This window comes from Alistipes sp. cv1 (genome assembly GCF_900240235.1).
GTDB lineage: Bacteria > Bacteroidota > Bacteroidia > Bacteroidales > Rikenellaceae > Alistipes_A > Alistipes_A hominis.
This window is the reverse complement of sequence record NZ_OEPW01000004.1, coordinates 247,938-274,885: the sequence shown is the minus strand read 5'-3', so window position 1 is coordinate 274,885 and position 26,948 is coordinate 247,938. Positions and strand designations below refer to the sequence as shown.

Annotated in this window: 19 protein-coding genes and 1 pseudogene; 15 read left to right on the top strand and 5 right to left on the bottom strand. The window is 49.2% G+C overall.

The window, feature by feature from the left end:
- The first annotated feature begins 1 nt into the window (after nt 1).
- Nucleotides 2-1,237, top strand: coding sequence for a site-specific integrase (locus C1A08_RS08535; protein ID WP_004348478.1), 1,236 nt, complete (start codon nt 2-4; stop codon nt 1,235-1,237).
- A gap of 12 nt (nt 1,238-1,249) precedes the next feature.
- Nucleotides 1,250-1,612 (top strand): hypothetical protein, encoded by a 363-nt coding sequence (locus tag C1A08_RS08530; RefSeq protein WP_004348477.1) that lies wholly within the window; start codon nt 1,250-1,252, stop codon nt 1,610-1,612.
- 80 nt (nt 1,613-1,692) lie between these two features.
- Here C1A08_RS08530 and C1A08_RS08525 read toward each other — a convergent pair whose 3' ends face one another.
- Together C1A08_RS08525 and C1A08_RS08520 are read right to left on the bottom strand one after the other, a co-directional pair.
- Nucleotides 1,693-1,998 carry a helix-turn-helix domain-containing protein gene (locus C1A08_RS08525; protein ID WP_004348476.1) on the bottom strand — a complete coding sequence of 102 codons (306 nt, stop codon included), beginning with the start codon at nt 1,996-1,998 and terminating at the stop codon, nt 1,693-1,695.
- A gap of 31 nt (nt 1,999-2,029) precedes the next feature.
- Nucleotides 2,030-2,329: a helix-turn-helix domain-containing protein gene (locus C1A08_RS08520; RefSeq protein WP_004348475.1), complete on the bottom strand. Its 300-nt coding sequence runs from the start codon at nt 2,327-2,329 to the stop codon at nt 2,030-2,032.
- A 202-nt stretch (nt 2,330-2,531) separates the two neighbouring features.
- Between C1A08_RS08520 and C1A08_RS08510 the strand changes: the two genes are divergently transcribed.
- From C1A08_RS08510 to C1A08_RS08450, 13 genes are all read left to right on the top strand, one after another.
- Nucleotides 2,532-2,888, top strand: a complete 357-nt coding sequence (locus C1A08_RS08510; protein ID WP_002561004.1) for a helix-turn-helix domain-containing protein — start codon at nt 2,532-2,534, stop codon at nt 2,886-2,888.
- A gap of 3 nt (nt 2,889-2,891) precedes the next feature.
- Nucleotides 2,892-3,242 carry a helix-turn-helix domain-containing protein gene (locus C1A08_RS08505; RefSeq protein ID WP_004291454.1) on the top strand — a complete coding sequence of 117 codons (351 nt, stop codon included), beginning with the start codon at nt 2,892-2,894 and terminating at the stop codon, nt 3,240-3,242.
- A gap of 20 nt (nt 3,243-3,262) precedes the next feature.
- Nucleotides 3,263-4,831: a DUF3945 domain-containing protein gene (locus C1A08_RS08500; RefSeq protein ID WP_004348473.1), complete on the top strand. Its 1,569-nt coding sequence runs from the start codon at nt 3,263-3,265 to the stop codon at nt 4,829-4,831.
- Nucleotides 4,832-4,892: 61 nt separating this feature from the next.
- Nucleotides 4,893-6,980: a type IA DNA topoisomerase gene (locus C1A08_RS08495; protein WP_005790822.1), complete on the top strand. Its 2,088-nt coding sequence runs from the start codon at nt 4,893-4,895 to the stop codon at nt 6,978-6,980.
- Between the two features lie 162 nt (nt 6,981-7,142).
- Complete coding sequence (locus tag C1A08_RS08490; protein WP_004304266.1) at nt 7,143-7,595, top strand: DUF1896 domain-containing protein; 453 nt, start codon at nt 7,143-7,145, stop codon at nt 7,593-7,595.
- The gene (locus tag C1A08_RS08485; RefSeq protein WP_005790817.1) at nt 7,585-13,398 is read left to right on the top strand and encodes an N-6 DNA methylase; all 5,814 of its coding nucleotides are present in this window, start codon (nt 7,585-7,587) and stop codon (nt 13,396-13,398) included. The genes C1A08_RS08490 and C1A08_RS08485 overlap by 11 nt, the downstream gene beginning before the upstream one ends.
- 656 nt (nt 13,399-14,054) lie before the next feature.
- Nucleotides 14,055-15,980: a tetracycline resistance ribosomal protection protein Tet(Q) gene (gene tet(Q) / locus C1A08_RS08480; RefSeq protein ID WP_004293868.1), complete on the top strand. Its 1,926-nt coding sequence runs from the start codon at nt 14,055-14,057 to the stop codon at nt 15,978-15,980.
- A complete protein-coding gene (locus C1A08_RS08475) occupies nt 15,980-18,298 on the top strand; it encodes a hybrid sensor histidine kinase/response regulator (protein ID WP_004348456.1) in 2,319 nt (772 codons plus the stop codon). The genes tet(Q) and C1A08_RS08475 overlap by 1 nt, the downstream gene beginning before the upstream one ends.
- Complete coding sequence (locus C1A08_RS08470; RefSeq protein ID WP_004293870.1) at nt 18,291-19,613, top strand: sigma-54-dependent transcriptional regulator; 1,323 nt, start codon at nt 18,291-18,293, stop codon at nt 19,611-19,613. The genes C1A08_RS08475 and C1A08_RS08470 overlap by 8 nt, the downstream gene beginning before the upstream one ends.
- Before the next feature lie 279 nt (nt 19,614-19,892).
- Nucleotides 19,893-20,315 carry a dihydrofolate reductase family protein gene (locus tag C1A08_RS08465; RefSeq protein ID WP_004293871.1) on the top strand — a complete coding sequence of 141 codons (423 nt, stop codon included), beginning with the start codon at nt 19,893-19,895 and terminating at the stop codon, nt 20,313-20,315.
- Between the two features lie 238 nt (nt 20,316-20,553).
- On the top strand, nt 20,554-21,159 hold the full coding sequence (locus tag C1A08_RS08460) for an RteC domain-containing protein (RefSeq protein ID WP_004293872.1): 606 nt from the start codon (nt 20,554-20,556) through the stop codon (nt 21,157-21,159).
- A 103-nt stretch (nt 21,160-21,262) separates the two neighbouring features.
- Nucleotides 21,263-21,742 carry a Panacea domain-containing protein gene (locus C1A08_RS08455; RefSeq protein WP_004293873.1) on the top strand — a complete coding sequence of 160 codons (480 nt, stop codon included), beginning with the start codon at nt 21,263-21,265 and terminating at the stop codon, nt 21,740-21,742.
- On the top strand, nt 21,711-22,466 hold the full coding sequence (locus C1A08_RS08450; RefSeq protein ID WP_004293874.1) for a hypothetical protein: 756 nt from the start codon (nt 21,711-21,713) through the stop codon (nt 22,464-22,466). Before C1A08_RS08455 ends, C1A08_RS08450 begins: the two co-directional genes overlap by 32 nt.
- Nucleotides 22,467-22,518: 52 nt before the next feature.
- Here the strand turns inward: C1A08_RS08450 and C1A08_RS08445 are convergent, their stop codons facing one another.
- The 3 genes and pseudogenes from C1A08_RS08445 to C1A08_RS08435 form a co-directional block, all read right to left on the bottom strand.
- A complete protein-coding gene (locus tag C1A08_RS08445; protein ID WP_101572699.1) occupies nt 22,519-23,724 on the bottom strand; it encodes a TraM recognition domain-containing protein in 1,206 nt (401 codons plus the stop codon).
- 4 nt (nt 23,725-23,728) lie between these two features.
- The gene (gene ltrA, locus C1A08_RS08440; RefSeq protein WP_004308488.1) at nt 23,729-25,381 is read right to left on the bottom strand and encodes a group II intron reverse transcriptase/maturase; all 1,653 of its coding nucleotides are present in this window, start codon (nt 25,379-25,381) and stop codon (nt 23,729-23,731) included.
- Between the two features lie 639 nt (nt 25,382-26,020).
- Nucleotides 26,021-26,944 (bottom strand): annotated as a pseudogene (locus tag C1A08_RS08435) (YWFCY domain-containing protein); the annotation flags it as partial.
- Between the last annotated feature and the right edge of the window lie 4 nt (nt 26,945-26,948).

Sequence of the window (26,948 nt, the reverse complement as noted above, 5' to 3'; positions counted from 1 at the left end):
GATGAAGAGTACATTTTCAGTAATCTATTACCTCAAGCGTCAGGTAGTGAAAAAGGACGGGACAGTACCCGTCATGGGACGCATCACGGTGGACGGCAGCCAGACGCAGTTCAGCTGCAAGCTGACAGTCGATCCGAAACTGTGGGACACCAAAGGTGGACGTGTCACAGGCAGAAGCGCGGCGGCACTCGAAACGAACCGTATGCTTGACAAGATGCGGGTGCGCATCAATAGGCACTATCAGGAAATCATGGAACGTGACAACTTCGTCACGGCTGAGAAGGTGAAGAACGCTTTTCTCGGACTGGAACACCGCTACCACACGCTGATGCAGGTGTACCGTCGTCACAATGAGGACTATGAGAAACAGGTGGAAGCAGGCATGAAAGCAAAAGGTACACTGGAAAAGTACCGTATCGTTTACAAGCACCTGCAAGAGTTCCTCGACATCCGCTACCATGTGAAGGACATCGCACTGAAAGAGCTTACCCCCGCTTTCATCTCCGACTTCGAGATGTTCCTGCGCACGGACAAACACTGCTGCACCAATACCGTGTGGCTGTACGTCTGCCCGCTACGGACGATGGTGTTCATCGCCATCAACAACGAGTGGCTGACACGCGACCCGTTCCGCGAGTATGAAATCAAGAAGGAGGAAACAACACGCAGTTTTCTGACCAAAGAGGAAATACGCCTGCTGATGGACGGGAAACTGAAAAACGCCAAACAGGAACTGTACCGTGACCTCTACCTGTTCTGCGCTTTCACCGGGTTGTCGTTCTCGGATATGCGCAACCTCACGGAAGAGAATATCCGCACCTACTTCGACGAACACGAGTGGATAAACATCAACCGCCAGAAAACGGGCGTGGTGTCCAACATCCGCCTGCTTGACATCGCCAACCGCATAATCGGCAAATACCGTGGGCTGTGCGAGAACGGCAAGATATTCCCCGTCCCGCATTATAACACGTGCCTTGCCGGTATCCGTGCCGTCGCCAAGCGTTGCGGCATCACCAAGCATATCACGTGGCATCAGAGCCGCCACACGGCAGCCACGACGGTATTTCTCTCTAATGGCGTACCTATCGAAACCGTCAGCTCCATGCTCGGACACAAGAGCATAAAGACGACGCAGATTTACGCGAAGATAACCAAAGAAAAACTCAATCAGGACATGAAGAACCTTGCCGCAAGGTTGAACAGTGTTGAGGAATTTGCAGGTTGCACCATCTAAAAAAGAGAAGCCATGAAACGTGACATAATCATCATAGAGGACAAGGCGGTCAGCGTAACCGGTAACGACGTGTGGATGACCGCCACCGAAATCGCCGGACTGTTCCATACGACCGTCCCGGCAGTGAACGCCGCCATCAAAGCCATCCGCAAGTCGGACGTGCTTAACGACTACGAGGTGTGCCGCTACATGCAACTTGAAAACGGACTGTACGCAGATGTGTACGCGCTTGAAATCATCATCCCCGTCGCCTTCCGGCTGAACACCTACAACACCCACCTGTTCCGCACATGGCTGGTGGGAAAAGCTCTCGCCAAAGAGAAACGGCAGGCATACGTGATGTTCATACAGAACGGAAAAGCCGGGTACTGCTGATTGCGCATACCACATAAGACAAGGAAACGGGCAGCACCACAAAAAGTGTCGCCCGTTTCCTTTTTTCTTGCCAACCGCGCTCACTCCAGCGGCTTGCGGTAATTTGCTTCCAGCACTTCACGCAGCCCCGTTTCCGGGTAAAGCACCTTCCCTCCCAAAAGTATGAAGGGCAACACGCGGTTGTTGCGGTATTCCTGCAATGTGCGTCGGCTTACGCGGAGCAGTTCCGCCACCTCGCCGTCCGTCAGGTAACGTTCCCCGTCCAGCAGAGGACGGTAACTTTCCAGAAAGGCGGACAGCCATTTCGAGCCTTTGCGCATATCCTGCACCACAGAGGCTATCGGCTCGTCTTCCATCGTAAAAACATCGTTGTTCTCGTTCATCATAACTTCGGATTCAGTGGGTGAATAAATCAAATCATCTGCCGTGCGGATAGAGCGTGCCGATAAGCGGTATCAGCCGCTTCACCTCCTCCGGCTTGTAATAAAACCTGCGGTTTATCTGCGAGTAGCCGATAAGCCGCCTGTCGCGCAGCGTCTGCAACGTGCGCGAACTTATTCTCAACTGCCTACAGACTTCCTCGCCCGTGAGCCATCTTTCCATGCGCCTCGTGTCGCTTTTGCGCCTCAGGGCGGCGACCTTCTCCGAGAGTGCGCCGAATGCCGCCACCATCATCTCGAAAGTCTTTTTCTCGATAGATACTATTTCCATATTCATGCAATTATCGGTTTGCCCGCAAAGGTAACGGTACGGTCCTGAACACGTGCCGTTTTCCGCTGAAAGGCTGCCTGTTGCGCCGTTTGACCGGGTTACGGAGCCATCTTCCGTAAAAATCTTACGTGAGTCACGTAGTGAGTTGTTAAAGCCCCTTTTGTTTATTGCCGATTTTTGCTGCAGAAACAAAAAGAAAGGACTGAATATGAAAGTGATAACGATGGAAAGTTCCGCCTTCCGGTCATTGACGGAACAGATAGCGGAGATTGCGGCACACGTCCGTGCCGCCTCCGGCGACAAGAAAGCGGCATCGCCCGACAGGTTGCTCACCACACGCGAGGCGGCGCACCTGCTTAACGTGAGTACCCGCACCCTCCAGCGTATGCGCAGCGAGCAACGCATCGGTTATGTCGTGCTTCGCGGTAAATGCCGCTACCGGCAGTCGGAAATAGACCGCCTGCTTGAAGCGTGTGCCGTCAACGAGGACGCGGCGACACCGCAGGAATTGAAACGCAACCACACGCTGCGCACTGGCGGCAAACCAAAAGGAAGGAGGACATAGGTCATGGAACTGCTCACACGAAACAACTTCGAGGGCTGGATGCAGAAGCTGATGGAACGGCTCGACCGTCAGGACGAACTGCTGCTGGCGATGAAGGCTGAGGGGAAACAGCCTACTATCACGGAAAGCATCCGCCTTTTCGACAATCAGGATTTGTGCATGCTGCTCCAGATAAGCAAGCGCACACTGCAACGCTACCGCAGTGTCGGCGCATTGCCCTACAAGACACTGGGCAAGAAAACCTATTACAGCGAGGAGGATGTGCTGACATTCCTTTCCAACCATATCAAGGACTTCAAAAAAGAAGATATAGCCTTCTACAAGGCTCGTATCCATAATTTCTTTCATAAATAACCCATTAAAACATTTTTCAAATGGCAAAGAAAAAAGACGAAAAGGACGTGCTGGTAGTCCGTGATGAGAAGACGGGCGAGATCAGCGTGGTAGCCGGGCTGAATGCAGACGGCACACCCAAGCGTACCCCTGCGAAAGCTGAGAACGCGCAGAGTTTCCTGCAATTCGACCGACAAGGCGACGTGCTGGACAACTTCTTCAAGAACTTCTTCCGGCAGTGCAAGGAACCCAGCCGCTTCGGTTTCTACCGCATCGCGGCAGACCAAGTGGATTCCATGCTTGGCGTGATGAAAGACCTGCTTCAGCATCCGTACCAGAACAAACAAATCCTTGCACCGCACAAAATCGACACCTTCCCTTATCAACAGCAGGTGCAGGAAGAGATGGCGGCACAAAAGACAGAGAAACAAGAACCTCAAAAACAGGAAAACATGGAACAACAGAAAGAACAGCAGGAAAGCCCGCAACAGACGCAGGGCAGACAGGGCTACCAACCCATCAACGAGAGCAAAATCAACTGGCAGGAGCTGGAGGACAGATGGGGCGTGAAGCGTGACGACCTTGAAAAGTCCGGAGACCTTACGAAGATGCTCCACTACGGCAAGTCCGACTTGGTAAAGGTCAAGCCCACCTTCGGCGGCGAATCATTCGAGCTGGACGCCCGCCTCTCCTTCAAGAAGGACGGTGAGGGAAATGTCAGCCTCGTGCCGCACTTCATCCGCAAGGAGCAGAAGTTAGATGAGTACAAGGAACACAAATTCTCCGACGATGACCGGAAGAACCTGCGCGAAACGGGCAACCTCGGCAGGGTCGTGGACATTGAGGACAGGGAAACGGGCGAAATCATCCCCTCCTACATCAGCATCGACCGCAAGACGAATGAAATCACGGACATTCCGGCAAACAAGGTGCGCATCCCGGAGCGCATCGGCAAGACGGAAATCACCAAACAGGAGCAGGACATGCTCCGCGCCGGACTGCCCGTGCGCGACAAGCTCATCGAGCGCAACGACGGCAGGAAGTTCGTCACCACCCTTCAAGTGAACGTGGAGCAGCGCGGCGTGGAGTTCGTGCCGGGAACCGGAAGGTCGCCCCGTACCGCACAGACGCAGGAAGCCAAAGGTGACACCTCGAAAAGTCAGGCGCAAGGCGGGGAAAATGCCGCACAGACCAAGAAGGAGCAACGCCGCAACACGTGGATGAACGAGGACGGCAGCATCCGCCCCATCAGCAAATGGAGCGGCGTGAACTTCACCGACAAGCAGAAAGCCGACTACGTGGCGGGTAAAGCCGTGAAACTGGAGAACGTGACCGACAAGCAGGGCTTCCATGCCACGATGTATATCAAGTTCAACCCGGAGAAGGGCCGCCCGTACCGCTACGAAACGAACCCCGACAACGCCCAGCAGGTCGCCCCGTCCAACGAGAGCCGCACACAGGTGGCGGTGAACAACGAGGGCAAAACCAACGAGGCGACAAAGAACCTGAAAGAGCCTTTGCAGAAAGGTCAGACCGCCCCGAAGGACGACCGCCAGCAACAGCAGCAGGAGAAGCCGAAAAAGAAGAACAACAAAGGCATGAAAATGTAATCCCGTGTCCGCCACTGAATCCAAAATAAAATCCAAAGTATCAACAAAAAAGCAAGAAAACATGAAGACAATCATTGCAGAAAAGCCCTCCGTGGCACGTGAAATCGCCCGCATCGTGGGCGCGACAAAGAGAGAGGAAGGATATTTCGAGGGAGGCGGCTATGCCGTGACATGGGCATTCGGACACCTCGTTCAGCTTGCCATGCCCGACGGCTACGGCGTGCGCGGATTTGTCCGTGACAACCTCCCGATTATTCCCGACACATTCACGCTCGTCCCCCGTCAGGTCAGGACGGAGAAAGGTTACAAGCCCGACAGCGGCGTGGTGTCGCAGATAAAAGTCATCAAAAGACTGTTCGACACAAGCGAACATATCATCGTGGCGACCGATGCCGGACGCGAGGGAGAGCTTATCTTCCGCTACCTCTACCACTATACGGGTTGCACCACTCCTTTCGTGCGCCTGTGGATCAGCTCTCTCACCGACAAAGCTATCCGTGAGGGACTGCGGAAACTCGAAGACGGCAGCAAATACGACAACCTCTACCTCGCCGCCAAAGCGCGGAGCGAATCCGACTGGCTCGTGGGCATCAACGGCACACAGGCGTTATCCATCGCCGCCGGACACGGCACGTATTCCGTGGGGCGGGTGCAGACACCAACGTTGGCTATGGTATGTGAACGCTACTGGGAGAACCGCCGCTTTACGTCCGAAGCATTCTGGCTGCTCCATATCGCAACGGACGGTTGCGACGGCGAAGTCGTGAAATTCTCATCCTCCGAGAAATGGAAAGAGAAAGAACCGGCGATGGAACTATATAATAAGGTAAAGGCGGCAGGTTGCGCCACTGTCACGAAAGCCGAGCGCAAGGAGAAGACGGAGGAAACTCCCTTGCTCTACGACCTGACCACGCTCCAGAAAGAAGCCAACGCCAAGCACGGCTTCACGGCGGAACAGACGCTTGAAATCGCGCAGAAACTCTACGAAAAGAAGTTGATAACCTATCCGAGAACGGGAAGCCGCTACATCCCCGAAGACGTGTTTGCCGAAATTCCCAAACTGCTCGCTTTCATCGGCACACAGCCCGAATGGAAAGACAAGGTGCGGGCAAAAGCCGCCCCGACACGCCGCAGCGTGGACGACGGCAAGGTGACAGACCACCATGCCCTGCTCGTCACGGGTGAGAAACCGCTCTTCCTCTCCAAAGAGGACAATACCATCTATCAGATGATTGCCGGGCGCATGGTCGAGGCATTCTCTGAGAAATGCGTCAAGGATGTGACCACTGTCACGGCGGAATGTGCCGGAGTGGAGTTTACCGTAAAAGGCAGCGTCGTGAAGCAAACCGGATGGCGTGCCGTCTATGGCGAGGAAAAAGAGGAAATTACCATCCCCGGCTGGCAGGAAGGCGACACGCTGACACCGAAAGGCTCGTCCATTACCGAAGGAAAGACCAAACCCAAGCCGCTGCATACCGAAGCCACCCTGCTCTCGGCAATGGAAACGGCGGGCAAGGAAATTGAGGACGACGCACTGCGGCAGGCGATGAAGGACTGTGGCATCGGTACTCCCGCCACACGCGCCTCCATCATCGAAACGCTTTTCAAGCGCGGTTACATGGAACGCTGCAAGAAGTCGCTTGTTCCCACCGAAAAAGGACTTGCCCTCAATTCCGTCGTCAAGACGATGCGCATCGCCGATGTTGCCATGACGGGCGAATGGGAAAAGGAGCTGGCGCGTATCGAGCGCGGGGAACTGTCCGCCGACACCTTCCGCAAGGAGATAGAGGCGTACACACGTGAGATAACCTCCGAACTGCTCTCGTGCGACAAGCTCTTCGGCAGCCGTGACTCCGGCTGCGCGTGTCCCAAGTGTGGCACGGGCAGGATGCGGTTCTACGGCAAGGTGGTACGCTGCGACAACACGGAGTGCGGACTGCCCGTGTTCCGGCTGAAAGCGGGACGCACCCTGTCCGACGATGAAATCAAAGACCTGCTCACCGAAGGGCATACCAAGCTGCTCAAAGGGTTCAAGAGCAAACAGGGCAAGAGTTTCGATGCTGTTGTCGCCTTTGACGGGGAATATAACACGACTTTTGTGTTCCCGGAGGCTAAAAAGGGCAAGAAATTTTCAGGACGGAAGAAATAGTATTAACTTTGCCACTTGTTCAGAGTAATGAATTGTTCTTCGATACCGGATTACACTCATACTTTGGATTTAGTGGTGGCACTCGGAGGGATACCGAGTGCCTTTTTCTTCCTTTTTCCAACCGATTATCCCGTTAATTATCAATCCGCTAAATCCAAAGTAATGAACAACAAGAAGAAAAACGAGGGTCAGACCGACTTTTCCTATTACGGTCTGTACCTGCTGGACTATCTCCGCACGAACAAGTTTGAACAGGCTGACGACACCGCTTTCATACGGGAACGGGCCGACCGTGCCGCCGAAACGTATGAGAGGGCACGGCTTGAAGGCTATCCCGCCGATGGTGCGCAGGAACTGGCGATGGACACGCTGCTGCGCGGGCTGCATTATTCCCGTTACGCCATCCTCCGCGAAGTCGTGGAAAACGAGTTTGCCGATGAAGTGCCGGAAGAGAAGCGTGAAGCCTTTGTCCTGAAACTGCTGCCGCTTGTCGGCAACGTGTTCTCCGTCTATGACCTCTCGGATGACAATTTCGCCCTGTCTTCCGATTACGACCTGCTCTACACGGAGCTGACGGGAGCAACCGTCCTTTACTTAGACGAATATGGCGTTTAACCGCAAACAGAAACTGCGGGACAACATCGAGGCGATACGGACGGCATTCATCCTTGACAGGGAAAACAGGACAGCGACAACCGAAGAGCGTGCCATACTTCAAAGGTACTGCGGTTTCGGCGGTCTGAAATGTATCCTCAACCCTGCAAAGGAACTGACGGATGCCGTCCGGTGGGCGAAATCCGACCTCGAACTGTTCGCCCCGACGGTGGAGCTGCACAGGCTTATCCGTGAGAACAGCAAGGACGAAACAGAGTACAAGCGGTTTGTGGATTCGCTGAAAGCGTCCGTGCTGACCGCTTTCTACACCCCCAAAGAGATAACCGACACCATCGCGGACGTGCTGGCAGATTACAGCGTCCGCCCCGCCCGTATGCTCGAACCGTCGGCAGGTGTCGGCGTGTTCGTGGATTCCATGCTACGGCACAGCCCCAATGCGGATGTGATGGCTTTCGAGAAGGATCTGCTCACGGGTACAATCTTGAGGCATCTCTATCCCGACCAGAAAATGCGCACCTGCGGTTTTGAGAAAATCGAAAGACCGTTCAACAATTATTTCGACTTGGCGGTGTCCAACATTCCGTTCGGTGACATTGCCGTGTTCGACGCGGAGTTTCAGCGGAGCGACTCTTTCGGCAGACGCTCCGCCCAGAAAACCATCCACAACTATTTCTTTCTCAAAGGACTGGATGCCGTGCGTGACGGCGGTATCGTGGCGTTCATCACCTCGCAAGGGGTATTGAATAGCACCAAGACCTCCGTGCGTAACGAGCTGTTCAGTCAGGCCAATCTGGTATCCGCGATACGCCTGCCCAACAACCTGTTCACGGACAACGCGGGGACGGAGGTGGGCAGCGACCTGATTGTCCTGCAAAAGAACCTCAGCAAGAAGGAAATGTCGCAGGACGAGCGGCTGATGACCGTGATACAGACGGACACGAAAACCGACCTGACCGACAACGCCTATTTCATCCACCACCCGGAACGCATCGTGCATACGACGTCGAAACTTGACACTGACCCCTACGGGAAGCCCGCTATGGTTTATCTGCACGAGGGCAAGACCGCAGGTATCGCCGGGGACTTGCGCCGGATGCTCAACGAGGATTTCCATTACAGGCTCGCCATGCGTCTGTATTCGGGAACAATCTGGCAGTCGGGAACGGAAGAAAAGGTTACCGTTCAAAAGGAGGCGGAGCGTCCTGCTATAAAATTGGAAACGGTATCTTCGGCGCAGACGGTGGAAACTCCGACGGAAAAACCGCAACCCGTTGAGGAAAAACCGGAGATAGAGCCACGTCCGAAATATTCTGACGGGGTGCAGCTCTCCTTGCTCAACCTCTGGGGGATGACGGAAGAGGTCAGCCAACCGAAAACCTCCAAAAAGAAAAAGACGGTGAAAAAGGCAGTTACGGCAAAGTCCACTCCGCCCAAACCGAAAGTCACGGTTACACCGACAGCTCCAACTGCAAAACCCGCTATGGAGAATAAGGAGGTGAAAGCGGAGAACACCGCCAAGCCTGCCGACCCGGACGACATCTATGCAAAGCTGGACTGGGAAACCAATCCTCCCATCAACGGCTTCTACGAGATGATGATGGAACTCACGCCGGAGCGCAGGAAGGAACTTCGGGAGCTGGCAAGGCAGCATAATGAAAAACATGAAAACAGAACGGTTGCGACGATCACGCCGGAAGTACCACGTGAACAACCCCGGCAGGAGGAAACACAGCCGGAAGCAGTCGCCGCACCTGCTGTTACCGATGCTCCACCGGAAACGGTGGCTACTTCCCTTTTTCCCGACATCGAACCGGAAAAGCCGAAGGAGGAAGTCGCGGACCTTACGCCGCGTGCCTACCATCGCACGCCGGAGATGCACCTGCGCGAAGGCTCGCTGGTGGCTGACCGGGGGCGTCATAACATCGGCTATCTGAAGGACATCACGCCATACGGGGCTACATTCCAGCCGCTCGACCTGAAAGGATACCAGAAGGAAAAGGCGTTGTTGTATGTGTCGCTGCGTGACGCCTACGAGCGTCTGTACCGTTATGAATCGCTCCGGCGCGAGGCAAATGTTCCGTGGCGAGAGCATCTGAATACCTGTTACGATGAGTTTGTCATGCGCTACGGCAACCTCAACGCCAAGCAGAACGTGAAGTTAGTGATGATGGACGCGGGCGGGCGTGACATCCTTTCGCTGGAACGGGTGGAGAACGGAAAGTTCGTCAAGGCGGACATCTTCGAGCATCCCGTTTCCTTCTCCGTGGAGAGCCATGCCAACGTAGGCTCTCCCGAAGAAGCCCTGTCCGCGTCGCTCAACAAATATGGCACGGTCAATCTCGACTATATGCGGGAGATAACCGACAGCACGGCGGAGGAGTTGCTCACAGCCCTGCAAGGACGCATCTATTACAATCCGCTCGTGACCGGTTACGAAATCAAAGACCGCTTCATAGCCGGGAACGTGATAGAGAAGGCGGAACGCATAGAGGCTTGGATGGGCGAAAACCCCGAAAGTGAGCGTATGCCGGAAGTGAAACAGGCGTTGGAGGCTCTGAAAGATGCCGAACCGCCGCGTATCGCCTTCGAGGATCTGGACTTCAATTTCGGGGAACGCTGGATTCCGACGGGTGTCTATGCCGCCTACATGAGCCGGCTGTTCGACACGGAGGTGAAAATCGCCTATTCCGCAAGCATGGACGAGTTTTCGGTTGCGTGCGGCTACCGCACCATGAAAATCACGGACGAGTTTCTGGTAAAGGGGTATTACCGGAACTATGACGGTATGCACCTCTTGAAACACGCCCTGCACAACACCTGCCCCGACATGATGAAGTCCATCGGCAAGGACGAGCATGGCAACGACATCAAGGTGCGCGACAGCGAGGGCATACAGCTCGCCAACGCCAAGATTGATGAAATCCGCAACGGTTTCTCCGAATGGCTCGAAGAACAGTCGCCGCAGTTCAAGGAACGGCTGACGACAATGTATAACCGCAAGTTCAACTGTTTCGTGCGCCCGAAGTATGACGGCTCGCACCAGACCTTCCCCGACCTCAATCTGAAAGGCTTGGCAAGCCGGGGTATCAAGAGCGTCTATCCCTCGCAGATGGATTGCGTCTGGATGCTGAAACAGAACGGCGGCGGAATTTGCGACCACGAGGTGGGAACCGGCAAGACGCTGATAATGTGCATCGCCGCGCATGAGATGAAGCGTCTGAAATTGGCACATAAGCCGATGATTATCGGGCTGAAAGCCAACGTTGCGGAGATTGCCGCCACCTATCAGGCGGCATATCCCAACGCACGTATTCTGTACGCTTCGGAGAAGGACTTTTCGACCGCCAACCGTGTGCGCTTCTTCAATAATATAAAGAACAACGACTACGATTGTGTCATCATGTCGCACGACCAGTTCGGCAAGATACCGCAGTCGCCGGAGTTGCAGCAGCGCATCCTGCAAGCGGAGCTTGACACGGTGGAGGAAAACCTCGAAGTGCTGCGGCAGCAGGGAAAGAACGTGTCGCGGGCTATGCTGAAAGGTCTGGAGAAGCGCAAACACAACCTTGAAGCGAAGCTGGAGAAGGTGGAACATGCCATAAAGTCACGCACGGACGACGTGGTGGATTTCAAGCAGATGGGCATCGACCACATCTTCATAGATGAGAGCCACCAGTTCAAAAATCTGACGTTCAACACGCGCCATGACCGTGTGGCGGGACTGGGCAACAGCGAGGGAAGCCAGAAGGCACTGAACATGCTCTTTGCCATACGCACCATACAGGAGCGCACGGGCAGAGACTTGGGAGCGACCTTCCTTTCGGGTACTACCATCAGCAACTCGCTGACGGAGTTGTATCTGCTGTTCAAGTATTTGCGTCCGAAGGAGCTGGAACGGCAGGACATCCGATGTTTCGACGCTTGGGCGGCGATATTCGCCAAGAAGACGACGGATTTTGAATTTAACGTGACGAACAACGTGGTTCAAAAGGAGCGTTTCCGCTACTTCATCAAGGTGCCGGAACTTGCCGCCTTCTATAATGAAATCACGGACTACCGCACGGCAGAGGACGTGGGCGTAGATCGTCCCAACAAGAATGAGATACTGCACCACATACCGCCCACGCCGGAGCAGGAGGACTTCATACAGAAGCTGATGCAGTTCGCCAAGACTGGCGATGCCACACTTCTGGGCAGGCTGCCGCTTTCGGAAACGGAGGAAAAGGCGAAGATGCTTATCGCCACCGACTACGCCCGCAAGATGGCACTCGACATGCGCATGATAGACCCGCATTATGAAGACCACCCCGATAACAAGGCGAGCCACTGTGCCAAGATGATCGCGGAGTATTACCAAAAATACGACGCGCAGAAAGGCACGCAGTTCGTTTTCTCGGACTTGGGGACATATCAGCCGGGCGACGGGTGGAACGTCTATTCGGAAATCAAGCGCAAGCTGACGGAGGATTACGGCATACCGCCAAGCGAGGTGCGCTTCATTCAGGAGTGCAAGACCGACAAGGCTCGGAAGGCGGTGATAGACGCCATGAATGCCGGAACGGTGCGTGTTCTGTTCGGCTCCACCTCCATGCTCGGAACGGGTGTGAACGCACAGAAAAGGTGTGTGGCAATTCATCATCTCGATACGCCGTGGCGACCGTCCGACCTGCAACAGCGTGACGGACGCGGAGTTAGAGCCGGAAACGAAATTGCCAAGCATTTCGCCGGGAACAACGTGGACGTAATCATCTACGCGGTGGAGAAGTCACTGGACAGCTACAAGTTCAACCTCCTGCACTGCAAGCAGACTTTCATCAGCCAGCTCAAAAGCGGTGCTATGGGGGCGCGTACCATCGACGAGGGGGCAGTGGACGAGAAATCGGGCATGAACTTTTCGGAATATATGGCGTTGCTATCCGGCAACACCGACCTGCTGGACAAGGCGAAACTTGAAAAGCGCATCGCCTCGCTCGAAGGGGAACGCAAGTCGTTTAACAAGGGCAAGCGTGATTCGGAGTTCAAGTTAGAGTCGAAGACGGGCGAGTTGCGTAACAACACGGCTTTCATAGATGCCATGACGGAGGACTGGAACCGCTTCCTTTCGGTGGCGCAGACCGACAGGGAGGGCAACCGCCTTAATATAATAAAGGTGGACGGTGTGGATTCCGCCGATGAGAAGGTTATCGGAAAGCGTTTGCAGGAGATAGCGAAAAACGCCACTACGGGCGGGCTTTACACACAGGTCGGAGAACTGTACGGTTTTCCGATAAAGGTGGTGAGCGAGAGGATACTCAAAGAGGGATTGGAGTTTACCGACAACCGCTTCGTGGTAGAGGGGAACTACAAGTACACCTATAACAACGGACATCTGGCAATGGCTGATCCGATGGCTGCCGCCCGAAACTTCCTGAACGCGATGGAGAGGATACCCTCCATTATCGACCAGTACAAGGCGAAGAACGAGGTGCTGGAGAGGGAGATACCGCAGTTGCAGGAGATAGCGGGCAAGGTGTGGAAGAAGGAGGACGAGCTGAAGCAGCTGAAATCCGAACTTGCCGCCCTTGACCGAAAAATACAGCTGGAACTTGCGCCGCCCACGCCCGAAGTCGCCGAAAAGGAGAAAGAAGGGCAACAGGTCAAGCCGGAAGCGGAAGATGTGAGGAACAGGCAGGCGCAATATCCCGAAAATGCACCGCCGCAGATACGCAGTCCGGCGGATAGTATCGTTGCCAACCATGTCATAATCGGGCGTCCGGGACTGTATGCCAAGGAGGAAACCCGGTTCAAAGGATTGAAAATATAACCTTAGGAATTTTATCTGAAGTATTAATAAGGGCTATCCCAAAAGGTCTAAAAGTAAATTTTATCCTTTCTGCAAGTATCTGTAGGATGGCAACTGCATTTTTTTCTTTTTGGGCAGCCCTTATTAAAATTTATTCTTATTTTAGGTTATATACATTCATGTCCATTTATGTAAAAAATCCTGCTGACCTTGTTTATGTCTTGTCAGTCACCATTTGCAAAACCATATTTGACCCTCAAAGAGGCTGAATTTGATAAGCAACTTGCTACATACTCATAATAAGGAGCTAAATAGAACACGAATGGGAAATACTCAAATGCCAAACTAAAGAAGATATTGGCCAAAATAAACGCTATACCGAGAGAGAAACTTGATTTTTCAACTTCCTAAAACAGTGTTGTTCAAACATTTCTACTTATTTGTACTTACCAGTTGAACCTACGTTTCCCTAATAAAATGTCTATGGTAAAAAGTTAAAAAATCCTCCTACTTTTGTTAGATATATTTTTTTGTGTAATTTTGTAATCGTTATGCGGCAGTAATAATATACATATTAATACGAGTTAGGAATCCTGTAGTTCTCATATGCTACGAGGAGGTATTAAAAGGTGCGTTTCGACAATGCATCTATTGTAGTATATTATTGCTTAATCCAAATGAATATTATAAATTTAGGAATTCTTGCTCACATTGATGCAGGAAAAACTTCCGTAACCGAGAATCTGCTGTTTGCCAGTGGAGCAACGGAAAAGTGCGGCTGTGTGGATAATGGTGACACCATAACGGACTCTATGGATATAGAGAAACGTAGAGGAATTACTGTTCGGGCTTCTACGACATCTATTATCTGGAATGGTGTGAAATGCAATATCATTGACACTCCGGGACACATGGATTTTATTGCGGAAGTGGAGCGGACATTCAAAATGCTTGATGGAGCAGTCCTCATCTTATCCGCAAAGGAAGGCATACAAGCGCAGACAAAGTTGCTGTTCAATACTTTACAGAAGCTGCAAATCCCGACAATTATATTTATCAATAAGATTGACCGAGCCGGTGTGAATTTGGAGCGTTTGTATCTGGATATAAAAGCAAATCTGTCTCAAGATGTCCTGTTTATGCAAAATGTTGTCGATGGATCGGTTTATCCGGTTTGCTCCCAAACATATATAAAGGAAGAATACAAAGAATTTGTATGCAACCATGACGACAATATATTAGAACGATATTTGGCGGATAGCGAAATTTCACCGGCTGATTATTGGAATACGATAATCGCTCTTGTGGCAAAAGCCAAAGTCTATCCGGTGCTACATGGATCAGCAATGTTCAATATCGGTATCAATGAGTTGTTGGACGCCATCACTTCTTTTATACTTCCTCCGGCATCGGTCTCAAACAGACTTTCATCTTATCTTTATAAGATAGAGCATGACCCCAAAGGACATAAAAGAAGTTTTCTAAAAATAATTGACGGAAGTCTGAGACTTCGAGACGTTGTAAGAATCAACGATTCGGAAAAATTCATCAAGATTAAAAATCTAAAAACTATCAATCAGGGCAGAGAGATAAATGTTGATGAAGTGGGCGCCAATGATATCGCGATTGTAGAGGATATGGATGATTTTCGAATCGGAAATTATTTAGGTGCTGAACCTTGTTTGATTCAAGGATTATCGCATCAGCATCCCGCTCTCAAATCCTCCGTCCGGCCAGACAGGCCCGAAGAGAGAAGCAAGGTGATATCCGCTCTGAATACATTGTGGATTGAAGACCCGTCTTTGTCCTTTTCCATAAACTCATATAGTGATGAATTGGAAATCTCGTTATATGGTTTAACCCAAAAGGAAATCATACAGACATTGCTGGAAGAACGATTTTCCGTAAAGGTCCATTTTGATGAGATCAAGACTATATACAAAGAACGACCTGTAAAAAAGGTCAATAAGATTATTCAGATCGAAGTGCCGCCCAACCCTTATTGGGCCACAATAGGGCTGACTCTTGAACCCTTACCGTTAGGGACAGGGTTGCAAATCGAAAGTGACATCTCCTATGGTTATCTGAACCATTCTTTTCAAAATGCCGTTTTTGAAGGGATTCGTATGTCTTGCCAATCCGGGTTACATGGATGGGAAGTGACTGATCTGAAAGTAACTTTTACTCAAGCCGAGTATTATAGCCCGGTAAGTACACCTGCTGATTTCAGACAGCTGACCCCTTATGTCTTCAGGCTGGCCTTGCAACAGTCAGGTGTGGACATTCTCGAACCGATGCTCTATTTTGAGTTGCAGATACCCCAAGCGGCAAGTTCCAAAGCTATTACAGATTTGCAAAAAATGATGTCTGAGATTGAAGACATCAGTTGCAATAATGAGTGGTGTCATATTAAAGGGAAAGTTCCATTAAATACAAGTAAAGACTATGCATCAGAAGTAAGTTCATACACTAAGGGCTTAGGCATTTTTATGGTTAAGCCATGCGGGTATCAAATAACAAAAGGCGGTTATTCTGATAATATCCGCATGAACGAAAAAGATAAACTTTTATTCATGTTCCAAAAATCAATGTCATCAAAATAATGGAGCGGTCAGGAAATTTCTATAAGGCAATACAGTTGGGATATATACTTATCTCCATTCTTATCGGATGTATGGCATATAATAGCCTCTATGAATGGCAGGAGATAGAAGCATTAGAACTTGGCAATAAAAAAATAGACGAGCTCCGAAAAGAAATAAACAATATCAATATTCAAATGATAAAATTTTCTCTATTGGGTGAAACAATACTGGAATGGAACGATAAAGATATCGAGCATTACCATGCACGGCGTATGGCAATGGACAGTATGCTTTGCCGTTTCAAGGCCACCTATCCAGCAGAGCGCATCGATAGTGTGCGCAGTCTTTTAGAGGATAAGGAACGACAGATGTTCCAGATAGTCCGGTTAATGGATGAACAACAATCTATTAACAAGAAGATAGCCAATCAAATTCCGGTTATTGTGCAGAAAAGTGTGCAGGAACAGTCCAAAAAGCCAAAACGAAAAGGTTTCTTGAGCATCTTCGGCAAAAAAGAGGGAACGAAGCCAACGACAACAACGACTACGCTCCGTTCATCCAATAGAAACATGGTCAACGAACAGAATGCGCAGAGCCGTCGATTGTCAGAACAAGCCGATAGTCTTGCTGCCCGTAATGCAGAACTTAACAGACAACTGCAAGGATTGATTTGCCAAATCGAAAAGAAGGTGCAATCTGATTTACAAAATAGAGAAAGCGAGATAACAGCCATGCGTAAAAAATCATTTATGCAGATAGGCGGCTTGATGGGATTTGTTCTTTTGCTGTTGGTCATTTCCTATATCATCATACACCGTGATGCAAAGAACATTAAACGATACAAACGCAAGACAACGGATTTGATCGAGCAATTGGAACAGTCCGTGCAACAAAATGAGATACTCATAACCTCCCGAAAGAAAGCGGTATATACTATTACCCATGAGTTGCGTACACCACTGACGGCAATAACCGGCTATACCGAACTTTTGCGGAAAGAATGCAATAGCGGTAATAATGGGCAATATATCCAAAATATACTGCAATCCTCCGACCGTATGCGGGATATGCTCAACACTTTGCTTGACTTCTTCCGCCTGGACAACGGCAAGGAACAGCCCCGTCTGTCACCCTGCCGGATTTCTGCAATCACGCACACACTTGAAACGGAGTTCATGCCTGTTGCCGTGAACAAAGGGTTGTCCTTGTCCGTGAAGACTGGACACGATGCCATTGTATTGACCGACAAAGAGCGAATAATACAAATCGGGAATAACCTGCTGTCAAACGCTGTCAAGTTCACAGAAGAAGGCGGTGTTTCTTTGATTACTGAATATGATAATGGAGTTCTGACACTGGTCATTGAAGATACAGGTACAGGCATGACAGAAGAGGAACAGAAACAAGCGTTCGGTGCGTTTGAACGTCTATCAAATGCCGCTGCAAAGGAGGGTTTCGGGCTTGGGCTTGCCATAATGCGTAATATTGTGTCGATGCTTGGCGGAACAATCCGTTTGGACAGCAAGAAAGGGAAAGGCAGTCGTTTCACAGTTGAAATTTCTATGCAGGAAGCTGAAGAACAGCTTGGATATACAAGCAATACACCTGTTTATCATAACAATAAATTCCATGATGTTGTCGCCATTGACAATGATGAGGTATTACTTCTAATGCTGAAAGAGATGTATTCCCAAGAAGGAATACACTGCGACACTTGCACCGATGCTGCGGCACTGATGGAAATGATACGCCAGAAAGAATACAGCCTGTTGCTGACAGACTTGAATATGCCTGGTATAAACGGTTTCGAATTGCTGGAACTGTTGCGTTCGTCCAACGTGGGCAATTCACCAACAATCCCGGTGGTTGTGGCAACCGCTTCGGGCAGTTGTAACAAAGGGGAACTATTGGCAAAAGGCTTTGCCGGATGCCTGTTCAAGCCGTTCTCCATATCGGAACTGATGGAGGTTTCCGACAGGTGTGCCATAAAAGCGACACCGGACGGGAAACCGGACTTTTCCGCCTTATTGTCCTATGGCAATGAAGCCGTCATGCTGGAAAAGTTGATAACTGAAACAGAAAAGGAAATGCAGGCGGTACGGGATGCAGCAAAAGAAAAAGACCTGCAAAAGCTGGATTCCCTGATCCACCACCTGCGCAGTTCGTGGGAGGTGCTCCGTGCCGACCAACCGCTGAATGTACTTTACGGATTGCTTCGTGGCGATGCTCTCCCGGATGGTGAAGCGTTAAGCCATGCCGTGACTGCTGTGCTGGATAAGGGAGTGGAAATAATACGGTTGGCAGAAGAGGAAAGGAGAAAATACGAAGATGGATAAGACAAAAATAATTGTGGTGGAAGACAACATCGTGTATTGCGAATATGTCTGCAATATGCTGTCACGGGAGGGCTACCGCAATATGAAGGCTTACCACCTCTCAACCGCGAAGAAACATCTGCAACAGGCAACAGATAATGATATCGTGGTTGCCGACCTGCGTCTGCCTGACGGCAGTGGCATAGACCTTTTGTGCTGGATGCGAAAGGAGGGAAAGATGCAGCCCTTCATCATTATGACCGACTACGCCGAAGTTAATACCGCCGTGGAAAGCATGAAACTCGGCTCGATAGACTATATTCCCAAACAGCTTGTGGAGGATAAACTTGTCCCCCTGATCCGTTCCATACTGAAAGAACGTCAGGCAGGACAACGCCGTATGCCTGTATTCGCCCGTGAAGGTTCCGCTTTTCAGAAAATCATGCACCGGATAAGGCTGGTAGCCGCCACCGACATGAGCGTGATGATATTTGGTGAGAACGGCACGGGTAAGGAGCATATTGCCCATCTGTTGCATGACAAGAGCAAACGTGCAGGCAAGCCATTTGTGGCGGTGGACTGCGGTTCACTCTCCAAAGAGCTTGCACCGTCGGCTTTCTTCGGACACGTCAAGGGAGCGTTTACAGGTGCGGACAATGCCAAGAAAGGATATTTCCATGAGGCGGAAGGCGGCACGCTTTTTCTGGACGAGGTAGGAAACCTCGCGTTGGAAACCCAACAGATGTTGCTCCGCGCCATACAGGAGAGGCGGTATCGCCCGGTCGGAGACAAGGCAGACCGGAATTTCAATGTCCGCATCATCGCTGCTACCAATGAAGATTTGGAAGTAGCGGTGAATGAAAAGCGTTTTCGGCAGGATCTTCTGTACCGCCTGCACGACTTCGGGATAACCGTTCCTCCGTTGCGTGACTGTCAGGAAGACATCATGCCGCTGGCAGAGTTCTTCCGTGATATGGCAAACAGAGAGCTGGAGTGTAGCGTGAGCGGGTTCAGTTCCGAAGCACGTAAAGCGTTGCTGACACACGCATGGCCGGGCAACGTGCGGGAACTTCGGCAGAAAGTTATGGGTGCTGTATTGCAGGCGCAGGAAGGTGTTGTCATGAAAGAGCATCTGGAACTTGCCGTGACGAAACCGACCTCTACTGTCAGCTTCGCCTTGCGCAATGACGCGGAGGATAAGGAGCGGATATTGCGTGCGTTGAAACAGGCAAACGGCAACCGGAGTGTCGCCGCAGAACTGCTCGGCATAGGCAGGACAACACTATACAGCAAACTTGAAGAGTATGGACTTAAATATAAATTCAAGCAATCATAGCCCGTAATTCACTGAATTTGGCTATCTTTGCATAACATTTGAGAAAAACGGCGATTGGCAGGAGCTTTTCGCCGCCAACATATAGGATAAGACCGCAAGGCGTTTCAAGCGAAAATCTGGTAAATTGGAACTACGGAGACGATTGCGTGATGCTTATGCTATGCTTACGCATAGCGTGCATTCACGTACTCTCCGTAAAGGCTTTACCAGAGCCATCGCTTGAAGGTAGTGTGAATTGCACGCTACTTTTTTACCCTTGCCTAACGAAAGGAAACGATTATGGGTAAAGTTCAGATTCTCGCCGTACTGACGATGGACGGATGTCTTTCTTCAGAGTTATATGATAAAGCACATCAGGATTTGTGCCTTGACCGTTGCGGTCTTGATGAAATCAGGAAGAAAGCCCTTTACCGTGTGACACCGGACTATTCCATTTCAATGCTGCACGAATGGAGAAAAGACGGCACAAACATCCGTTACCTCGCGGAAGCCACACTGGATACGGCAGATTATATAAACGGACTACTGCGTATGCACGCTGTGGATGAAATCATACTATACACCGTTCCTTTCATATCCGGAAGCGGACGACATTTTTTTAAGTCGGCTCTGCCAGAGCAACACTGGACGCTTTCCTCCTTGAAAAGCTATTCCAACGGTGTATGTCGCATTATCTATATCCTTGATAAAAAAGCAAGATAGCCAAAATGTGCGGCAAGCATACATTTCTATTTTCAGGAATAGAATAAATGTTCTGATTACAAACAATTTAAGTCGGAGATAATTTGTCCTTGTGAAAAAATATTGAATTTTATACCTCTGAAATCCAGTACTTTGTAAAATTGAGTGTTGGATTTTTTATTTTCTGCCGCGTTTTTTGCCAATTATATTCATGTGCGCACGCAGAAAACAAAGTGTAATTTTCAAAATTGACAGAACCATGAATTATTTCTTGCTGGCGGAAACCGACTTTTTCCGCCTGATAAACGAAGCCGGTGACTGCAATATGGAAACGGCATACACGGCTTTTGCCACCCAAGTGATCGAACTGTGTAACGGTAGCATGGACGCGAACCTTACCGTCATCGCGCTTGCCTACATCGAAATCGAGTTGCAGCACCATCCCGTGCGCAACCTGTCAGAAGAAAAGAGAGAGATTGCCGCCTATGTCAGCAAGGCCCTGTCTTTCGTGAGGAAGATGCAGAAATTCCTTGCCACGCCCCAAGTGCCGCCACTGATATCCGCCAACAACACAACAGAAACCGCCACCAGCCTCCTGCAATGGACGGGCAATGCCATCGACCTCGTGGAACTTATCTACGGCATCGACGAGATGGGCTGCATCAACAACGGCAACATGCCGCTCAAACAGCTTGCCCCGCTCCTTTACAAGATATTCGGGGTTGAGTCGAAGGACTGCTACCGTTTCTACACCGATATCAAACGCCGGAAGAACGAAAGCCGCACCTACTTCCTTGACAGAATGCAGGAGAAATTGAACGAGAGGATGCTGCGCGATGATGAGTTGGATCGTATGAGGAGATAAAAAACAAATTCATTAGAATAAATCACATCAATTCAATTCATTATTTTGTTATATTAGAAAAAGATATTAACTTTGCATTGAAATTGATATAGTCATAATTCAGATGAACTCAATACACGATATAACAGACTACATTATCTTACGAGTAAAATCGGAAGATAGATTTGCGTCTTTAATAAATTTAAAGTTGCAGAAGTTATTGTATTATGTTCAAGCATGGTCTTATGGTATCAATAAAAAACCTATGTTTGACGGCGAGTTTGAAGCATGGATTCATGGTCCGGTAAATCGAGAAATCTACAATCGATTTAATTCTACAAAATATCTCTATTCAGAAATCAATATTGATGATTGCATGAATCACAATGTGAGTTTATCATCAGAAGACGCTGAATTCATTGACTTTATATTGGAGAATTATCTTAAATATAGCGGTGCTGAATTAGAACGATTGTCCCACAATGAGATGCCTTGGATTGAAACACGTGGAGATTTAAATGTAAATGAGCGTTGTGACAAGGTTATTACTCCAGAACTAATGATTGAGTATTATGGGAAAAAATGGGAAACTATTAAATCTTAATTCAGATTCTCCTAAATACGGAAACAAATCATTAGTTACCAAAGAACAAGAAAATGAGTTAAAGAGAAGGAAGATAACTTTTTCCTTCTCTTACTTTAAGCAGATACCTAATTTTCAGATTGGAGAGTGTTCTAAGGGATGGCATATTGGGCTTCTTGAAAGATTAGGTGCTTTGGGTACTATGACACCGCAAGAAGTATTAGAAGAAAATAGAGGTAGTATTGCATTAAGATGTCATCCAATAGATTGGAGTGCTAAAAACATTCCTATTCAACGAAAAGATTTAGATTGGCTACCAAAAGAAATATTGGACAATGAGACAGATTTTCCAATAATGCAATTTTCGATAACAAAAAGTACGGGGCGTATTGTAGGTTATTTTGATCGGGATTCTTCTATATTTCACATAGTATTATTAGATCCTGAACATAATATACAACCGGCAAAGAAAACTAATTATCAAATACAACCAACTACAAAAGGGTTATCTCAATATGATGATTTATTAAATAAGTTGGAACGAATTAAAAGTATCGTATCAGATTGTTCTGATAAAAAGTGCAAATTGCATTCACATATTAGTGTTATAGAAGAATTACATGACAATATTGTTTATATAGGACTTGATAATGACTTCTATAGCACTTATCAAGAAATCTTAAAGAAAATTCCATTGCAAAAAATTTTGGAAAACGGAATCTTAGTAAGTATGGATAATGCTTAAGTTCTAAAAAAATGAAGAAAGGTTTATGGTAAGCCTTTCTTCATTTTTTTATTTACTTCTGCTGCAACAGATATTTCAGGTTATCATCGCCCGCGATGCGCTCCAGTTCCTCCTGCACAATCTGCTTCACCTCTTCCTTGATACGCCGGTAGTTCGCCTGCACCGTTTCTTTCATGCGGTCGTTGCCGTCCTCGTCCGTGAAATCGGTAATGACCGGAATTTTCTTGTAGGCACGTTCCTCCCGCTTCACCTTCTCGGCATCCACCACAATCTCGCAGTGAAAAATTTTCTGTTCGATACGTTCGTTGAAGTTGTCGGACACCGAACCGACAAACATTCCCTGCGTCAGACCGGAAATCTTGCTCGGCGGAATGAGCGCATCCATCTGCGTGTTGATGGAGGTGGAAACATCCTGCCGGTTGATGGAGATAGACTGCCGTTTCTGCAACACCTTACCGAACCGTTCCGATAGTGTCTTTGCCGTTTCACCTACCACCTGCCCGGAGAAAATGTTACCGACCGTATTCATCACCACTTTCGCCTCCTTATCACCGTAGTCGCGCACCAGCTGGCTGAAATCCTGAAATCCCAGACACACGGCAACCTTGTTGCTTCGGGCGGTGGCTATAAGGTTGTCCAACCCCTTGAAGTATATCGTGGGCAGCTCGTCGATGATGACCGATGACTTCAGCATTCCCTTCTTGTTGATGAGTTTCACGATACGGGAGTTATACAATCCGAGAGCCGCCCCGTAGATGTTCTGACGGTCGGGATTGTTGCCCACGCATAGGATTTTCGGCTCTTCGGGATTGTTGATGTCCAGCGTAAACTCGCTGTCCGACATCACCCAATAGAGCTGCGGGGAAATCATCCTCGAAAGCGGGATTTTCGCCGACGCTATCTGCCCCATGAGCTGCTCCGCAGCCCCTCCGAGCCAAGCATCCATGAACGGGGAAAGGTAGTTTTCCAGCTCCGGGTAAGAGGTCAGTATCGGGAAAATATCCTCGTAGCGGCGGTTCAAAAACTCGATGGCATGGGGAAACGTGCAATACTTCCCGTTCTGATAGATTTTGAGATACCAGATAATGCTGGCAAACAAAATGATAGGTGACTCCACGAAGAAGTCGCCCTGCTTTTGCACATCGGGTAAGTCAAGGGCATTGCTGCCCCCTTCTCCCCTAAGAACCGTACATGAGAGTTTCCCCTCATACGGCTCAAGCAACTCAATATTTCTATTTGTTGTTAGAAATCGGCTCATACTTTCAACATTTTCGTTTATTTCGCTTGTAGCAGTTGTTGTGGACAAGTTGCCGTACAATCGAACCACCAACAGATATTTCGTTGACGTTCCATGCTTTTGTACAATCTATTTCCTTGCCACATAACGGACAAATCCGGTTCTGCTTGTTCCATAAATATAAGAGAGACTTACGTCCCTTGAGAGATTCCAGCATTTGTTGCTCCTTTCGCTGAAAGAAATAATCATCGTATTCCGGGTCGAAAGGGTTTGCCTCACCTTTGATTTGCTTGTACGGGGTATAATGTATATCCGACAACCTTTTAAGGGTCAGGTAGTTCACTTTCTTGCTCTTGGTTTCATATTTCCATGCAAACGTCCATTTACGCCCCCGAATTTCATGCCAATATTTGTCTGCAACCCAAGACTTGCGTTTCTTTGGATGGCGACGTAAAGCCCATTTCTTCGTGAGATTGTAAATGTGATTGTCACAACCATGAAAAGCATCGGTTGATGCACCATATCGGTAATAGTTGCCCCAACCTGTGATTACAGGATTAAGCATTCGTATCAGCGATTCCTGCTTACACATTTTATGTCCTTTAACGATGTCACCGATTTTTGCCCTGAAGCGTTTCTGTGCATCTTTGGACGGGGATGTGTATAGCCTTTTGCCAAACTTCCTCACATTGAAACCTAAGAAATCAAAACCGTCGTATATGTTCGTAATGGTAGTTTTCTCTTCGGATAAGGTCAGCCCTCTTTCTTTGAGAAATTCTATCACGATAGGTTTGACTTCGTTTTCCAATAGCTCCTTATCTCGACCTGTGATTATAAAGTCATCCGCATAACGAATAAGGTTTACCTTGTAGTGGAATGTCTTATTGTTGCGCCATAATCTTTTGAATCTTTCAGCCAAGAGTGGTTGAAGTCCGTCAAGTGCTATATTTGCAAGTGTCGGTGATATGATACCTCCTTGTGGTGTACCCTCTTCTGTCGGGAATAGTTTGCCATTGAATACAGCTCCACATTTCAGCCATTTTCTGAGTATCGTCTTATCCATAGGGATATGATTAAGAAGCCAGTCGTGGCTGATATGGTCGAAGCAGCCTTTAATGTCTCCCTCCAAAATCCATTCGGGGGAATGCTGGCGGTTTAGAACCGTATCAATCTGACGGATAGCGTCCATTGTCCTGCGTTTCTTGCGGAAACCATAAGAAAAGCGGTCGCCTGTCGTTTCGGCTATCGGTTCCAATGCCATGAGATATAATGCCTGCATCGCCCTGTCTTTCATTGTCGGTATTCCCAACGGTCGGAGTTTACCGTTCTTTTTCTTGATGTGAACCCTACGAAGCGGCTGCGGATTGTAACCACGACGTTTCAGTTCACCGATTGCTTTGTACTTGCGCTTGGGAGAATCCCAAAGCTGTTTATCTACTCCAGACGTTTTCTTCCCTTTGTTGGAAGTAACCCTCTTTACCGCCAATGCCTTGGCGTAAAAAGAGTGGGTCAGCATCCACTGCAAGGCTTTCACCTTGTTATGTCTGCCTTCCTTTTGAGCCTTTACAATACGCGCTTGTAGCTTTCGGACATAGGCTTCACACTTGGACCAGTCCATGCCGTCCCAAGTTAGATTCCTACTATCAGCAGGCGCACACGATGTTTTAGTTTCGTTCATTTGCTTTCCTCCTTTTGAAAGTTCTAAAAGTTATCTTGTAAAGAGTTACCATATACGGAAGTCTGCCCACTTTCGTGTCGGATGATGTCACCAATAACAACCCGTGATGTTGATTCAATCCGTATCCACCCCATTACAGGGTGGCATTCGCTTTTTCCGTTATCTCATACCTGCACCCCATTCGGCTTGCCTTGCGGTTCGCTTACTCGCATTCTTACGAGAGAGATACAGGCTTGCCCTGTTCCACGTAATTGACAAACGGATAGTTTAGGTTCTGCCAAGTCCGCCGGCAGTGCTGTGTCCGTGTAACCCCAACATGGGCAAGGGTTATCCGACTGCTTACCTTTTGGTGAGAGCTAAAGTATCTTGCGCTCCTTCAAACCTTACGACGGCTAAAGTCAGTTCACTTACGTTAACCATGCTATCCAGCCTCGCCACTCAACGGTATGATACTAACCGTCCTTGACATTCCCTCACGGTTCAGTCTTGTCCTTTCGGAAAGTGTACTTTGTCCTATAAGCTTGGCACAACCCATCACTGGAGATGCACCTTATAGTAGGCTACCGCTGACGGAACAGCGGGTTAAATCATGCAATTAATATCACTGTCTAACAATCAATTACGTGACTTTACAGGTCACACCCAAGTTTTATTGAGGTTAAGCATTATCGTGTAGGCACTCTCGTAAGCGTCCGTAATATCCTCCATGAAATCCGGGTGTATGGGATTGCAACGGTGTGAGCGTCGCGGGTCGTCGAAATTGATCACATAGAATTTCGGCTTCACCTTGTAGCCCTCCGGGTGGTTCAGCAAATGGTTGTAGGCTATGGTGGACAAGTCACTGAATTTGAAGTCATATACATACATCGAGAAGCCCTTTTCAATCTGTTGCTTGATAAAATTGTTTACCACGGCGTATGACTTGCCGCTGCCCGGCGTACCCAACACGATGGACGCACGGAAGGGATTCACCACATTGATCCAGCCATTGTTCCAACGCTTTTTGTAATAGAAGCGTGTGGGCAGATTGACCGAATACTCGCTTTCGATGAGCCTCGTTTCCTGCATGAAACTCTCATTCTCGTTGTTGAAAACATCCTCCATCAGATTGTGTTTCAACAGGCGGCTCATCCACAGCCCGCCCATCAAAAGACAGACATAGCCCGTGCCGATGGTAAGGATATACAAGCCCGTCACCGCTTCAACCGGCAGCGGCAGAGCCAGTATCCACCAGTTGAGGAAAAACAGCACGAATCCGGCGGCGAGTGCCGTCCATATTCTTCCCCAAGTGATTTTCTCGCCCTTGACCCCTTTCGTACCCAGACAGGACAGGGCAAGCAGCAGGACGGCAAACAGTTTCGTGTACAGAATGGAATGGAACAGCCCCGCCGTGCGGTCGAAGTTCAGAAGGATTTTGTCCACCACACCGATGTTCACGCCCCATAGCCGGATGGCTTCGTAGCAGAACCAGTACACGTTCATGACCACTAAAATGATACTCACGGCACGCAGAAAATCCATGATTTTCGCCAATGCCCTCAAATCGTCTTCTTGTTGTGACATACAT